The organism is Colwellia sp. MB3u-4, from assembly GCF_014077065.1.
GTDB lineage: Bacteria > Pseudomonadota > Gammaproteobacteria > Enterobacterales > Alteromonadaceae > Cognaticolwellia.
This window is the reverse complement of record NZ_JACGVE010000089.1, coordinates 207180-223129: the sequence shown is the minus strand read 5'-3', so window position 1 is coordinate 223129 and position 15950 is coordinate 207180. Positions and strand designations below refer to the sequence as shown.

The following is a 15950-nucleotide window of genomic DNA, read 5'->3' as shown; positions in this document are numbered from 1 at the left end:
TTACAGGGAGGAAACAATCAGAAAAGAAGGCGTAGATCCCCCCTTGGCTTACTGATAGCGCATTTCGGTCTTTTTTTATACAAATCAAGCATCATGTCTTGCACTACCACCTTGTAATAATATATAATCCGCTGCCGATTTTATCTGATGATTTTATCTGATGAATAAAAAATCGATTTTTTGTTAACGGGGAGCTGTTTTAAATCATCAGCGTTTGAACCCATACTAAAGGTATTAAAACCATGGCTAAAAAAGTCACAGCTTTAATTAAGCTACAAGTTGCTGCTGGTGCAGCAAATCCGTCACCGCCAGTTGGTCCTGCACTAGGTCAACACGGTGTAAATATCATGGAATTTTGTAAAGCGTTTAACGCAAAAACTGATTCTTTGGAAAAAGGCGCTCCAGTACCAGTAGTTATTACTGTTTATGCTGACCGTTCTTTCACATTTGAAACAAAAACTCCACCCGCTGCTTATTTACTTCTAAAAGCTGCTGGTGTTAAGAGTGGTTCAGGTCGTCCTAACACTGATAAAGTTGGTACTGTTACTACAGCACAACTTGAAGAGATTGTTAAGATGAAAGAAGCCGATCTTACTGCTGGTTCTTTGGAAGCTGCAGTGCGTACCATTGCGGGTTCTGCTCGTTCAATGGGTTTAGTGGTAGAGGATTAATTATGACTAAATTATCAAAACGCACTCGTCTTATCCGTGAAAAAGTAGACGTACTAAAAGAATATGACATCGCTGAAGCACTTTCTTTATTAAAAGAATTGGCTACTGCTAAATTTCGTGAAAGCGTAGATGTTGCTGTTAACCTTGGCATTGATGCTCGTAAATCAGATCAAAACGTACGTGGCGCGACTGTATTACCAAATGGTACAGGCCGTGACGTTCGTGTTGCTGTATTTACGCAAGGCGCTAACGCTGATAAAGCGAGAGAAGCCGGTGCTGATATCGTAGGTATGGAAGATTTAGCAGAACAAGTTAAAGCCGGTGTAATGGACTTTGACGTGGTAATTGCTTCTCCAGATGCTATGCGTGTTGTTGGTCAACTAGGTCAGATTTTAGGTCCACGTGGTCTAATGCCTAACCCGAAAGTTGGCACAGTTACACCTGACGTTGTTACTGCAATAAAGAACGCAAAAGCGGGTCAAGTCCGCTACCGCAATGACAAAAACGGTATCATCCATACTACCATTGGTAAGGCTGATTTCGACGATGCTAAATTGCAGGAAAACCTTGAGTCATTATTGGAAGCGCTTAAAAAAGCAAAACCAGCTAATGCTAAAGGCCAGTACATTAAGAAAATTTCTGTTTCAACTACTATGGGTGCCGGCGTTGCCGTTAACCAAGCTAGCTTGACGCTGTAGTTTTCAATAAAGTGTCGGTAATCGATGCTTTACAGGGGTTAAATTGTAGACTATAATTTCGCCCCTTAAATTTTGGTAGGTGTTGTCTACTTAATTCGCGTAAATTAGCGTTAATTAATTTTAGACAACCCCGTCAAAGACCGTAGGAGCCGAGACGATTCTTCGTTGAAAGCTTAATTTTTCCTACGTAGATGGTGATTACCCAGTATTTCCTAATTCTGGTCCTCGCCGTAACGGCCTAAGCGAATCTTAGTTTGCTTAGGGATAGTAAATACCGGTTTTTTATTACCGGTGAACCAGGAGTAAAGCCAATGGCTATCAATCTTGATAACAAAAAAGCAATAGTTGCTGAAGTTCAAGAAGCTGCTAATGGCGCTCAATCAGCTGTAATCGCGGATTCTCGCGGTGTTGCAGTTGAAGCAATAACGACTTTACGTAAAGAAGCTCGTGCAAATGGTGTATGGATGAAAGTTATCCGTAACACGTTAGCACGTCGTGCTTTACAAGGTACTGACTTTGAATGTGTTGCTGACACATTGGTTGGTCCATCGTTAATTGCATTCTCAAACGAGCATCCAGGTGCAGCAGCGCGTTTATTTACAGACTTTGCGAAGAAAAATCCATCGTTTGAATTAAAAGCCGCCGCATTTGAAGGCAATTCAGTAGACGTAAATATGTTAGCTAAGCTACCAACTTACGACGAAGCAATTGCCCGTTTAATGAGCGCAATGAAAGAAGCATCTGCAGGCAAATTGGTCCGCACGATTGCTGCAGTACGCGATCAGAAAGAACAAGAAGCTGCTTAATAATTGTTTATCTCTTAAATTTAAGAGCACAATTTGCACTTTTTGTATTTATAGTTATTTATAACAGCCAACAGGTTGTTAATTGAACAGGAAATTTAAAATGTCTATTTCTAAAGACGATATCCTAAACGCAGTTGCTGAAATGTCAGTAATGGACGTTGTTGCACTTATTGAAGCAATGGAAGAAAAATTTGGCGTATCTGCATCAGCTGCTGTTGCCGCTGCTGGACCTGCTGAAGCTGTTGAAGAACAAACTGAATTTGATGTAGTGATGACTAGCTTCGGCGAGAAGAAAGTTGCTGTAATCAAAGCAGTTCGTGGCGCTACAGGTCTTGGCTTAAAAGAAGCTAAAGATTTAGTTGAGTCAGCTCCAAAAGCAATTAAAGAAGGCGTTGATAAAGCTGAAGCTGAAGCGCTTAAGAAAACTCTTGAAGAAGCAGGTGCTTCTGTTGAGATCAAATAGTCTGTTTTTAAACAGATTATTTGCCTGAAAAGGCAATGGCTGGTGATTTAAACGTCACCGGCCTTTTTGCGCTAAAGAAAGTGGTTTTTTTTTAAACCAAAACAGTGCATTATTTGATGCTTGATAAAAAAAGTATCACTGCTATATCCTGTCTTTTTTAAGACAGATTCGGCCATAACCAGCAAGCTGAGGAACCCCATGGTTTACTCTTACTCTGAAAAGAAACGTATTCGTAAGGACTTTGGTAAAAGTGTTCAAGTAATGGATTATCCATTCTTGTTATCAATCCAACTCGAATCTTTCCGTAAGTTTATTGATATTGATCCAACAGGTGAAACAGGCCTAGAGGCTGCATTTCATTCTATTTTTCCAATTAAAGCTTATTCTGGTAGCTCAGAATTACAATTTGTAAGCTATCGTTTGGGCGAACCGTTATTTGACGTCAAAGAATGTCAAATCCGCGGTATCACCTACTCTGCGCCATTACGCGTTAAATTGCGTTTAGTCGTTTATGATAAAGAAGCGGCGGCAGGCACAGTAAAAGATATCAAAGAACAAGAAGTATACATGGGTGAAATACCATTAATGACTGACAACGGTACGTTTGTCATCAATGGTACAGAGCGTGTTATTGTTTCACAATTACACCGTTCTCCAGGTGTGTTTTTCGATCACGATAAAGGAAAAACGCATTCATCAGGTAAAGTGTTATATAACGCTCGTGTTATACCTTACCGTGGTTCATGGTTAGATTTCGAATTTGATCCAAAAGATAACTTATTTGTTCGTATTGACCGTCGTCGTAAATTACCTGCGTCGATAATTTTGCGTGCTTTAGAGTACTCAACGGAAGAAATTTTAGATATCTTCTACGATACAACAGAATTTTCTATTAAAGGCGATAAGCTAGTAATGGATTTAATTCCAGAACGCTTACGTGGTGAAACGGCTACTTTCGACATAAAATTACCTAAAGGTGATGTTTTAGTTGAGCAAGGCCGACGTATCACTGCTCGTCATATTAAATCGCTAGAAAAAGCTAAGCTTGAAAAATTAGAAGTACCTGCTGAATATATCGTTGGTAAAGTACTGTCTAAAGCTTACATTGACAAATCTACGGGTGAAGTCATTGCTGAAGCCAATGCTGAAATCACGCTAGAAATGTTAGCTGAGTTAAGCCAAGCTGGCCATAAAGTACTTTCTACTTTATATATGAACGAATTTGATGTTGGTTCATATATGTCAGACACACTACGTGTTGACAATTCAACTAACCGCTTAGAAGCGTTAGTGGAAATTTATCGTATGATGCGTCCAGGCGAGCCGCCAACAAAAGACGCAGCCGATACGCTATTTAACAACCTATTTTTTGCATTAGAGCGTTATGACCTGTCAACAGTAGGTCGTATGAAGTTCAACCGTCGTGTTGGCAATGCTGATGATATTGGTACTGGTGTTTTATCTAAAGAAGACATCATTTCAGTGATGAAAACCTTAATCGGCATACGTGACGGTAAAGGTGAAGTTGATGATATTGATCACTTAGGTAACCGTCGTATTCGCTCTGTAGGCGAAATGGCAGAAAACCAATTCCGTGTTGGTTTAGTTCGTGTTGAACGTGCTGTTCGTGAACGTTTAAGTCTTGGTGACTTAGATGCGATCATGCCACAAGATTTAATTAACGCTAAGCCGATTTCTGCTGCCGTTAAAGAATTCTTTGGTTCATCACAATTGTCACAATTTATGGATCAAAACAACCCGTTATCAGAAGTGACGCATAAGCGTCGTATTTCTGCTTTAGGGCCAGGTGGTTTGACACGTGAACGTGCTGGTTTTGAAGTACGTGATGTACATCCAACTCACTATGGTCGTGTTTGTCCAATTGAAACACCGGAAGGTCCAAACATTGGTTTGATCAACTCGTTATCGTGTTATGCACGTACTAACGATTTCGGTTTCTTGGAAACACCTTACCGTAAAATTGTTGATGGTTTAATCACTGACGACATAGATTACCTTTCTGCTATTGAAGAAGGTAACTTTGTTATTGCACAAACCACTGCTGAAGTTGATGCAGAAGGTAAATTAGTTGCAGGCTTAGTGGCTTGTCGTCATAAAAACGAATTTACTTTGATGTCTGCTGAACAAGTTCAGTATATGGATGTTTCTCCACAGCAGATCGTTTCTGTTGCAGCGTCACTTATCCCATTCCTAGAGCACGATGATGCGAACAGAGCCTTGATGGGCTCGAACATGCAACGTCAAGCAGTACCGACACTAAGAGTGGATAAACCACTTGTGGGTACCGGCATGGAGAAAATTGTTGCTGTTGACTCTGGTGTAACTGTTGTTGCTAAACGTGGTGGTGTTGTTGCTTACGTTGATGCTTCACGTATTGTCGTTAAAGTTAATGAAAATGAAATGCACGCTGGTGAAGCGGGTATTGATATTTATAACCTAACTAAATACACCCGTTCAAACCAAAACACTTGTATCAACCAACGTCCAATTTGTCGTATGGCTGAGCCTGTAGTTCGTGGTGATGTGCTAGCCGATGGTCCTTCAACGGACATGGGCGAATTAGCCCTTGGTCAGAACATGCGTATCGCATTTATGCCTTGGAACGGTTACAACTTCGAAGATTCAATGTTGTTATCTGAGCGTGTAGCTACTGAAGATCGTTTTACGACGATTCATATTCAAGAGCTAACTTGTATCGCTCGTGACACTAAGCTAGGCAGCGAAGAAATAACGGCTGATATTCCAAATGTTGGCGAGTCTGCATTATCTAAACTAGATGAAGCGGGTGTTGTTTATATTGGCGCTGAAGTTAATGGTGGCGACATCTTAGTGGGTAAAGTTACTCCTAAAGGTGAAACACAGTTAACGCCAGAAGAAAAACTATTACGTGCCATCTTTGGTGAAAAAGCGGCTGACGTTAAAGACAGCTCTTTACGTGTACCTAACTCAGTGTCTGGTACCATCATCGATGTACAAATCTTCACCCGTGACGGTGTAGAAAAAGATGCTCGTGCTGTTGAAATCGAAGAAATGCAACTTAAACAAGTTAAGAAAGACTTGGGTGATGAGTTTAGTATTTTAGAAGATGGTATTTATGCACGTGCGAAAAAATTATTGCTAGGCTCAGGTTTAAATGAATCTGATCTTAACAGCATGTCTCGTGATAAGTGGTTAGTTCAAAACTTAGCTGATGAAGGTCAACAGTCAGAGCTTGAGCAAATTGCTGAACAATACGACAACATTAAAGCAGACTTTGATAAAAAGTATGAAGTTAAGCGTCGTAAAATCACTCAAGGTGCTGATTTAGCGCCAGGCGTGTTAAAAATTATTAAAGTGTATTTAGCGGTTAAGCGTCGTATCCAGCCAGGTGATAAAATGGCCGGTCGTCATGGTAACAAAGGTGTTATTTCAAACGTAGTACCAGTTGAAGACATGCCTTATGACCAATACGGTGTTCCTGTTGATGTAGTACTTAACCCGTTGGGTGTACCATCACGAATGAACATTGGTCAGATCCTAGAAACACATTTAGGTATGGCTGCACGTGGTATCGGTGAAAAAATTAACCGTATGTTGGAAGCTCAATTAGAAATTCACAAATTACGTGAATTCTTAAAGGAAGTTTACAACCTAGGTGAATCTCGCCAAGAAGTTGATATTGATTCATTCTCAGATGATGAAATCATGCGCTTAGCGGGTAACTTACGAGCAGGTCTTCCGATTGCGACACCAGTATTTGATGGTGCCAGCGAGAAAGAAATTAAAGACTTATTTAAACTTGCTGATATGCCTGAAAGTGGTCAGTTTACGCTGACAGATGGCCGTACTGGTCGTAACTTTGAGCGTCCTGTGACGGTTGGTTACATGTATATGTTAAAACTAAACCATTTAGTTGATGACAAAATGCATGCACGTTCTACGGGTTCATACTCGCTAGTAACGCAACAGCCTCTAGGTGGTAAAGCACAGTTTGGTGGTCAGCGTTTCGGTGAGATGGAAGTATGGGCACTTGAAGCATACGGTGCTGCTTACACCTTGCAAGAAATGTTAACGGTTAAATCTGATGATGTTAACGGTCGTACTAAGATGTATAAAAACTTAGTTGACGGTGATCATCGCATGGAGCCGGGTATCCCTGAATCATTCAACGTATTGTTGAAAGAAATTCGTTCGTTGGGTATCAACATCGAATTAGATCAGGACTAAGCTACCTCAAGCTACATTGCTGACTTTTAGCATCAGCTGAAGTCAGTACAGGGAGAGAACAGATAACTGTTCTCTCCGGTATTTAACTCCGACAGGAGAGAGTGTGTGAAAGATTTACTTAAGTTTCTTAAGCAACAAAATCAAACAGAAGAGTTCGATGGTATTCGCATCGGACTAGCTTCACCTGACATGATTCGTTCATGGTCATTTGGTGAAGTAAAGAAACCTGAGACGATTAACTATCGTACTTTTAAGCCGGAACGTGATGGTTTGTTCTGTGCGCGTATTTTTGGCCCAGTTAAAGACTACGAATGTCTTTGTGGCAAATACAAACGCCTTAAGCACCGTGGTGTAATTTGTGAAAAATGTGGCGTTGAAGTTACATTAACTAAAGTTCGTCGTGACCGCATGGGTCATATCGAACTAGCAAGTCCAGTTGCCCATATTTGGTTCTTAAAGTCATTACCATCTCGTATCGGTCTATTATTAGACATGACGTTACGTGATATTGAGCGTGTGCTTTATTTTGAATCTTACGTTGTTACCGAACCTGGTATGACAACATTAGAGAAAAGCCAAATTCTAACCGAAGAAGAATATCTTGATGCGTTAGAAGAGCACGGTGACGAATTTGACGCCCTAATGGGTGCTGAAGCGGTACTTGCGTTATTACAACAGATTGATCTTGATGGTGAAGTAGCGCAAATGCGTGAAGAGTTACCTGAAATTGGTTCTGAAACAAAGCGTAAGAAAATCACTAAACGTTTGAAATTAATGGAAGCATTCGCGGCATCAGGTAATAAGCCTGAGTGGATGATCATGAACGTTTTACCAATTTTGCCACCAGATTTACGTCCGTTGGTACCATTGGATGGCGGTCGTTTCGCGACGTCTGATCTAAACGATTTATACCGTCGTGTTATTAACCGTAACAACCGTTTAAAACGTCTTCTAGATCTAGTAGCACCAGATATTATCGTACGTAACGAAAAGCGTATGTTGCAAGAATCTGTTGATGCATTATTAGATAACGGTCGTCGTGGTCGCGCTATTACTGGTTCTAACAAACGTCCTCTTAAATCTCTTGCCGATATGATCAAAGGTAAGCAAGGTCGTTTCCGTCAGAATTTATTGGGTAAACGTGTTGATTATTCTGGTCGTTCAGTAATCACTGTTGGTCCAACGCTACGCTTACATCAGTGTGGTTTACCTAAGAAAATGGCACTTGAATTATTCAAACCATTTATTTACGGTAAATTAGAAGCACGTGGTTTAGCAACAACAATTAAAGCCGCTAAGAAATTAGTTGAACGTGAAGGCGCTGAAGTTTGGGATGTACTTGACGAAGTAATTCGTGAACATCCGGTTATGCTTAACCGTGCACCAACACTTCATAGATTGGGTATCCAAGCGTTTGAACCTGTATTAATTGAAGGTAAAGCGATTCATTTGCATCCATTAGTTTGTGCGGCCTATAATGCCGATTTCGATGGTGACCAAATGGCGGTACACGTACCGTTGACAATCGAAGCACAAATGGAAGCACGTACGTTGATGATGTCAACGAACAACGTACTTTCTCCAGCGAACGGTGATCCAATCATCGTACCATCACAGGATGTTGTATTAGGTCTATATTACCTAACGCGCGATCGTGTGAATGGTTTAGGTGAAGGTATGGTTTTTACCGACATCAAAGAAGTTGAAAAAGCTTACCGTACAGGTTTTACTGAACTTCATGCCCGCGTGAAAGTTCGTATTACTGAACATGTTCGTAACAGTGATGGTGTTTTTGAACCGGTAACTAAGCTGCGCGATACCACGGTTGGTCGTGCAATCTTATGGCAAGTATGTCCAGATGGCATGCCTTATGATCTTATTGATCAGCCACTAGGTAAAAAGCCAATTTCAAAACTGATTAACCATGCGTACCGTAACTTAGGTCTTAAAGATACCGTTATCTTTGCTGACCAAATTATGTACACAGGTTTCCACTACGCGATGATCGCGGGTGCTTCAGTTGGTATCGACGACATGGTTATTCCAGAAGCGAAATACACCATCATCGAAGATTCAGAAGAAGAAGTTAAAGAAATTCAAACTCAGTTCGAGCAAGGTCTTGTAACTCAGGGTGAAAAATACAACAAAGTTATTGATATCTGGTCATCTGCCAACGAGAAAATCTCGAAAGCTATGATGGACAACTTATCAAAAGAAACTGTTATTAACCGTCATGGTGAGCCAGAAGAGCAAGACTCTTTCAACTCAATCTACATGATGGCAGATTCAGGTGCTCGTGGTAGTGCTGCGCAGATTCGTCAGCTTGCAGGTATGCGTGGTTTGATGGCGAAACCAGATGGTTCAATCATCGAAACACCAATTACCGCTAACTTCCGTGAAGGTTTGAACGTATTACAATACTTCATCTCGACTCATGGTGCGCGTAAAGGTTTGGCCGATACGGCATTGAAAACAGCTAACTCGGGTTACTTAACTCGTCGTTTAGTTGATGTTGCACAAGATTTGGTCGTAACCGAACATGACTGTGGAACATTAGACGGTTTACAAATGACGCCATTGATTGAAGGTGGTGATGTTGTTGAGCCGTTACGCGAACGTGTGCTCGGTCGTGTTGTAGCTGAAGATGTTGTCAAGCCAGGTACTGACGAAGTTCTATTACCTCGTAATACGCTAATTGACGAAGCTTTATGTGATTTCATTGAAGAAAATTCAATTGATCAAATGAAAGTACGTTCAATCATTACCTGTAAAACTGATTTTGGTATTTGTGCTCATTGTTACGGCCGTGATTTGGCTCGTGGACATATGATCAACCAAGGTGAAGCGATTGGCGTTGTGGCAGCACAATCTATCGGTGAACCAGGTACACAGTTAACTATGCGTACGTTCCATATTGGTGGTGCGGCATCTCGTGCATCAGCAGAGAACAACGTACAGGTTAAGAATACAGGTACACTGAAATTACAAAATGCTAAATTTGTAACTAACTCTGAAGATCACTTAGTGATTACCTCTCGTTCATCTGAGCTAACCGTAATTGATGAGCTTGGTCGTGAGAAAGAGCGTTATAAAGTACCTTACGGTACCATTCTTAATAAGAAAGATGGCGAAGTACTAAACTCAGGCGATATCATTGCCAACTGGGACCCGCATACGCATCCTATTATCACAGAAGTAGCTGGTAAGGTGCAATTCGTTGAGCTTATTGATGGCGTAACTATGGTTCGCCAAACTGATGATCTTACGGGTTTATCAAGTATCGTAGTCACAGATGTTGGTCAACGTAATACTGCGGGTAAAGAAATGCGCCCAGCAGTTAAATTGGTTGATGCTAAAGGCAACGATGTGATGATCGCGGGTACTGAAATTCCAGCACAATACTTCTTACCAGGTAATGCAATTGTTAACCTAGAAGATGGTGCAGAAGTTGGTATTGGTGATGCGTTAGCGCGTATTCCTCAAGCGTCGTCAAAAACGCGTGATATTACCGGTGGTTTGCCACGTGTAGCTGATTTATTTGAAGCGCGTAAGCCAAAACTTCCAGCGATACTAGCTGAGAAGACAGGTATCATCGCCTTCGGTAAAGAAACTAAAGGTAAAGTGCGTTTATTAATCACACAACCAAGTGGTGAAGTATACGAAGAGATGATCCCTAAAATGCGTCAATTAAACGTGTTTGAAGGTGAATCTGTACTTAAAGGTGAAGTTATTGCCGATGGTCCAGAGTCTCCACATGACATCTTACGTTTACGTGGTGTAGCGCCAGTAGCTAACTATATTGTTAACGAAGTACAAGAAGTGTACCGTTTGCAAGGTGTTAAGATTAACGATAAGCATATTGAAGTTATCGTGCGTCAAATGATCCGCAAGTGTGAGATCTTAGATGCCGGTGATAGTACCTTCCTTAAAGGCGAAATCCTGGAAGTTGCCCGTGTCAATATCTCTAATCGTGAATTAGAAGCTGCAGGTAAACAACCGGCTGAATACGAAATGCAAATGATGGGTATTACTAAAGCATCATTAGCTACTGAGTCATTCATCTCGGCAGCCTCTTTCCAAGAAACGACGCGTGTACTGACTGAAGCAGCGGTAGCTGGTAAGAAAGATAAACTTCGTGGCTTAAAAGAGAATGTTATTGTTGGTCGCTTAATCCCAGCAGGTACAGGTTATTCTTATCATCAAGAACGAGCGCGTGCTAAAAACGCCGTTCCTGTAGAAGAAGTAACAGTATCAGCTGACGACGCAGCGCAAGCATTAACGGATGCTTTGAATGCAGATTTGTCTTCTTAGGCAATCGTATTGAAAAAGTGGTTAAAGCAGATGATTAACCTGTCTATTGCGAGTAAAGCTTGACAGGTTAAAGCTTGACCTATAGAATTCCGCGACCCTGTATTCCCTACTTTTAAGTATTGAATATGAGGTCGCGGATTTTCACGTTTATAAGGGTGTAAATTTCCCCATTGATTGGAATTTACACAAATTTAACTAATCGGGAGCTATTTAATGGCAACTATTAACCAATTAGTACGTAAACCACGTGTAAGACAAGTAACTAAAAGTAACGTACCAGCGTTACAAGCTTGTCCACAACGTCGTGGCGTATGTACTCGTGTGTATACAACTACACCAAAAAAACCTAACTCAGCATTACGTAAAGTAGCTCGTGTTCGTTTAACTAACGGCTTCGAAGTAACTTCATACATCGGTGGTGAAGGTCATAACTTACAAGAGCATAGTGTTATCTTGATTCGTGGTGGTCGTGTTAAAGATTTACCGGGTGTGCGTTACCACACCGTTCGTGGTGCACTTGATTGTTCAGGTGTAAGCGACAGAAGACAAGGCCGTTCTAAATACGGTGCTAAACGACCTAAATCTTAAGCTATTTTATTTCTTTAATTAGAGATAGAAAGCGTTAAGTAAGGCCAAATAAAATATTAAATTTTGGGTTATACCTGAAAACAACGGAGAATTAAGATGCCAAGAAGACGCGTCGTAGGGCAACGTAAGATATTGCCAGATCCTAAGTTCCATAACGAACTTTTAGCAAAATTCATCAACATCCTTATGGTTGATGGTAAAAAATCTACTGCAGAAAAAATTGTTTACGGTGCATTAGACATTTTAACTGAGAAAGACACTGAGAAGACTCACCTTGAGTTATTCGAAACAGCGTTAGACAACATCCGCCCACAAGTGGAAGTAAAGTCTCGTCGTGTTGGTGGTTCTACTTATCAAGTTCCAGTTGAAGTTCGTCCTGTGCGTCGTAATGCACTAGCCATGCGTTGGTTAGTTGAAGCATCTCGTAAACGTGGTGAAAAATCAATGGCTCAGCGCCTAGCTAACGAAATGTTAGATGCGTCTGACAGCAAAGGTTCAGCGGTTAAGAAACGTGAAGACGTTCACCGTATGGCCGAAGCTAACAAAGCATTCGCTCACTACCGTTGGTAGGCACTATGAATTAGCAAGCTTTGCTAATTTTATAGTAACAAGCGTAATGCCGTGGTTATCACCGTGTATCAACATTGATATAAAGTGATAACCACAACTGTTTTATAATCTGAGATAAAGTCTCAGAAAGAGGAAGTAATTGTGGCACGTATAACCCCTATTGAGCGTTACCGAAACATTGGTATTTGTGCTCATGTCGATGCCGGTAAAACGACAACAACAGAAAGGGTACTTTTCTACACTGGTCTTTCACATAAGATCGGCGAAGTTCATGATGGCGCAGCCACTATGGACTGGATGGAGCAAGAGCAAGAGCGTGGTATAACCATAACTTCTGCGGCAACAACTTGTTTCTGGAAAGGCATGCAAGCCCAGTTTGAAGACCATCGCATTAATATCATCGACACCCCTGGTCACGTAGATTTTACGATTGAAGTAGAACGCTCATTACGTGTATTAGACGGTGCGGTATTAGTATTATGTGCTTCTTCAGGAGTTCAACCACAAACAGAAACTGTTTGGCGTCAAATGGAGAAATACTCTGTTCCACGGCTAGTTTTTGTTAATAAGATGGACCGCACAGGTGCAGACTTCTTATTAGTAGTTGAGCAACTTAATTCTCGCTTGAAAGCTAATGCAGTGCCTATTCATTTAGCAATCGGCGCTGAAGATGACTTTACTGGTGTTGTCGACTTAATCAAGATGAAAGCCATTAACTGGAACGAAAGTGACCAGGGTATGACTTTTACTTATGAAGATATCCCAGCAGAGATGCTAGAGCAAGCCGAACATTGGCATGAACATCTGGTCTCTGAAGCTGCAGAAGCCTCTGAAGAATTAATGGATAAATACCTTGAAGAAGGTGACTTATCCGAAGCAGAAATAAAATCTGCGCTGCGTACCCGTACGCTAAACAATGAAATTGTCCTTTGTGCTTGTGGCTCAGCTTTCAAAAACAAAGGCGTTCAAGCAGTACTTGATGCTGTTGTAGAATTTTTACCTTCGCCAACTGATGTTGAAGCGATAAAAGGTATTAATAACGACAAAAACGAAACTGAAGGTTTTCGCGAAGCTGATGATAAAGCGCCATTTGCTGCTTTAGCATTTAAAATCGCCACTGACCCATTTGTCGGTACGTTAACGTTCTTTCGCGTCTATTCAGGTGTAGTAAAAACTGGTGACAGTATATACAATCCTGTGAAAGGTAAAAAAGAACGTTTAGGTCGTATTGTGCAAATGCATGCAAATGACCGTCAGGAAATTAAAGAAGTAAGAGCGGGCGATATAGCTGCGGCTATTGGTCTTAAAGATGTCACTACAGGTGATACTTTATGTGATGTAAATCATGTGATCACGCTCGAACGAATGGAGTTTCCTGAACCAGTAATTTCTGTAGCAGTTGAGCCAAAAACTGTCGCTTCCCAAGAAAAAATGGGCATTGCGTTAGGTAAATTGGCCGCAGAAGATCCGTCATTTAGAGTAGTCTCTGATGAAGAAACGGGTCAAACCATCATTTCAGGTATGGGGGAATTACACCTCGATATTCTAGTTGAACGTATGAAACGTGAATTTGGCGTTGAATGTAATGTCGGTAATCCACAAGTGGCTTATCGCGAAACCATTCGTTCAGCAGTTGAAGTGGAAGGTAAATTTGTTCGTCAATCAGGTGGTCGTGGTCAATTTGGTCATGTTTGGTTGAAAATGGAGCCCTTGCCAAAAGGTGAAGGCTTCGAGTTTGTCAATGAAATTGTCGGTGGTAGTGTTCCAAAAGAATTTATCCCCTCAGTTGAACAGGGTTGTAGAGAGCAAATGGACAGTGGTGTGTTGGCGGGTTACCCGTTATTAGACATCAAGGTCACACTCTTCGATGGCTCTTTTCATGAAGTTGACTCAAACGAAATGGCGTTTAAAGTCGCTGCATCGATTGGTTTTAGACAAGGGGCGCTAAAAGCGTCACCGGTAATTCTTGAGCCTATGATGAAAGTTGAAGTTATTACGCCAGACGCAAACATGGGTGATGTTGTTGGTGACTTAAACCGTCGCCGTGGCATGATCGATGGCATGGACGAAGGTCCAGCTGGTTCGAAGATAGTGAATGCATTTGTACCGCTATCTGAAATGTTTGGTTACGCTACTGCATTGCGTAGTGCAACTCAAGGTCGCGCATCATATTCAATGGAGTTTCACGAATACAGTGAAGCACCAAAGGCTGTTGCCGACAAAATAATTGAATCTTAGTAAGGCTTTTTGAAAGTCTGGCTCGGTCTTTTGGCCGGGCTTTTAATAAACTTTAAGGTAATTGAAAAATGGCTAAAGCAAAATTTGAACGTTTAAAACCGCATGTTAACGTTGGTACTATTGGTCACGTCGATCACGGTAAAACAACTTTAACAGCTGCTATCTCTGCAGTATTAACTAAAGTTCACGGTGGTGAAGTTAAAGATTTCGCACAAATCGATAACGCTCCTGAAGAACGTGAACGTGGTATTACGATTAATACTTCTCACATTGAGTACGATACAGCTGCACGTCACTATGCACACGTAGATTGTCCTGGTCACGCCGATTACATCAAAAACATGATCACCGGTGCTGCACAAATGGATGGCGCTATCTTAGTAGTTGCTGCTACAGATGGTCCTATGCCACAAACACGTGAGCACATCTTGTTATCACGTCAAGTTGGCGTACCTTTCATCATAGTATTCATGAACAAATGTGATGTTGTTGATGATGATGAATTATTAGAATTAGTAGAAATGGAAGTTCGTGAACTTCTTTCTGAATATGACTTCCCAGGTGATGATTTACCAGTAATTCAAGGTTCAGCACTTGGCGCTCTTCAAGGCGACGAGAAATGGGAAGCGAAAGTAATCGAACTTGCTGATGCATTAGATAACTACATTCCAGAGCCAGAGCGTGCAATCGACGGAGCATTCATCATGCCTATCGAAGATGTATTCTCAATCTCAGGTCGTGGTACGGTTGTAACAGGTCGTGTTGAACGCGGTATTGTTAAAATCGGCGACGCAGTTGAAGTTGTTGGTATTCGTGACACACAAACATCTACTTGTACTGGTGTTGAAATGTTCCGTAAGCTTCTTGACGAAGGTCGTGCTGGCGAGAACTGTGGTGTTCTTCTTCGTGGTCTTAAGCGTGAAGACGTTGAACGTGGTCAAGTACTATGTAAGCCTGGTTCAATTTTACCTCATACTAAGTTTGAGTCAGAAGTTTATGTACTAAGCAAAGATGAAGGTGGTCGTCATACGCCATTCTTTAAAGGCTACCGTCCACAGTTTTACTTCCGTACAACGGATATTACTGGTGCAGTAGAGCTTCCTGAAGGTGTTGAAATGGTAATGCCAGGCGACAACTTGAAGTTTGTTGTAGAGCTTATCAACCCAGTTGCGATGGATGAAGGTTTACGCTTCGCTATCCGTGAAGGTGGTCGTACAGTTGGTGCTGGTGTTGTATCTAAAATTATTGCATAATTTTAGAAGACATTAACACGATAAAAAAAGACGCTTAGGCGTCTTTTTTGTTTTCTAGTTAAGCTATAGTGAAGTGGAAATAGGTTAACAGTTGCTAGTGTGTTATCTGCTTTTACCTTAACGTG

Annotated in this window: 10 protein-coding genes; all 10 read left to right on the top strand. The window is 41.3% G+C overall.

Translation table 11 applies throughout. From position 1 onward, the window contains the following. Window positions 1–242: 242 nt before the first annotated feature. The 10 genes from rplK (at window position 243) to tuf (ending at window position 15825) form a co-directional block, all read left to right on the top strand. Window positions 243–671, top strand: coding sequence for a 50S ribosomal protein L11 (gene rplK / locus H4J61_RS16620; RefSeq protein WP_182137225.1), 429 nt, complete (start codon window positions 243–245; stop codon window positions 669–671). A gap of 2 nt (window positions 672–673) precedes the next feature. Further along, the gene (rplA, locus tag H4J61_RS16615; protein WP_182137226.1) at window positions 674–1369 is read left to right on the top strand and encodes a 50S ribosomal protein L1; all 696 of its coding nucleotides are present in this window, start codon (window positions 674–676) and stop codon (window positions 1367–1369) included. A gap of 311 nt (window positions 1370–1680) precedes the next feature. Then, window positions 1681–2175, top strand: coding sequence for a 50S ribosomal protein L10 (rplJ, locus tag H4J61_RS16610; protein ID WP_182137227.1), 495 nt, complete (start codon window positions 1681–1683; stop codon window positions 2173–2175). A gap of 100 nt (window positions 2176–2275) precedes the next feature. Beyond that, window positions 2276–2638: a 50S ribosomal protein L7/L12 gene (gene rplL / locus H4J61_RS16605; protein ID WP_146877795.1), complete on the top strand. Its 363-nt coding sequence runs from the start codon at window positions 2276–2278 to the stop codon at window positions 2636–2638. Between the two features lie 198 nt (window positions 2639–2836). Beyond that, window positions 2837–6865: a DNA-directed RNA polymerase subunit beta gene (gene rpoB / locus H4J61_RS16600; protein ID WP_182137228.1), complete on the top strand. Its 4029-nt coding sequence runs from the start codon at window positions 2837–2839 to the stop codon at window positions 6863–6865. A 105-nt stretch (window positions 6866–6970) separates the two neighbouring features. After that, window positions 6971–11176, top strand: a complete 4206-nt coding sequence (gene rpoC, locus H4J61_RS16595) for a DNA-directed RNA polymerase subunit beta' (protein WP_182137229.1) — start codon at window positions 6971–6973, stop codon at window positions 11174–11176. Window positions 11177–11389: 213 nt separating this feature from the next. Beyond that, window positions 11390–11764, top strand: coding sequence for a 30S ribosomal protein S12 (gene rpsL / locus H4J61_RS16590; RefSeq protein ID WP_011045492.1), 375 nt, complete (start codon window positions 11390–11392; stop codon window positions 11762–11764). 96 nt (window positions 11765–11860) lie between these two features. Next, a complete protein-coding gene (gene rpsG / locus H4J61_RS16585) occupies window positions 11861–12334 on the top strand; it encodes a 30S ribosomal protein S7 (RefSeq protein WP_182137230.1) in 474 nt (157 codons plus the stop codon). A 141-nt stretch (window positions 12335–12475) separates the two neighbouring features. Beyond that, window positions 12476–14572 carry an elongation factor G gene (gene fusA, locus H4J61_RS16580; protein WP_182137231.1) on the top strand — a complete coding sequence of 699 codons (2097 nt, stop codon included), beginning with the start codon at window positions 12476–12478 and terminating at the stop codon, window positions 14570–14572. A gap of 68 nt (window positions 14573–14640) precedes the next feature. Next, window positions 14641–15825 (top strand): elongation factor Tu, encoded by a 1185-nt coding sequence (gene tuf / locus H4J61_RS16575; protein ID WP_182137223.1) that lies wholly within the window; start codon window positions 14641–14643, stop codon window positions 15823–15825. The last annotated feature ends 125 nt before the right edge of the window (window positions 15826–15950 follow it).